The organism is Telluria sp. AZSoR62, assembly GCF_058111565.1.
Genome location: NZ_JBYTST010000617.1, coordinates 1 through 235, shown reverse-complemented (window position 1 = coordinate 235; position 235 = coordinate 1). Strand labels below are relative to the sequence as shown.

The window sequence follows — 235 nt, the reverse complement described above, 5'->3', positions numbered from 1 at the left end:
AGCAGCCCTGACTCAACCCGGCCACGACGGCCAGGTTTACGAACTCTCCGGGCCCCGGCTCGTGGGATTCCATGAGGTTGCCCGGGAGATCAGCGCCGCAACCGGCCGTGACGTGGTCTATAGCCCGGTGACGGCGGCGCAGTATGAAGCCATCCTGGCCAAGGAAGGGTTGCCTCGGGATTTTGTTGACCTATTCACTCTGATCCTCGACGGGCGCAACGCAACCCTGACTGAC

1 pseudogene is annotated in these 235 nt (G+C 63.0%); it reads left to right on the top strand.

Annotated elements, in window-relative coordinates:
• Positions 1–235, top strand: a pseudogene (locus AC3XQU_RS24945) (NmrA family transcriptional regulator); the annotation flags it as partial.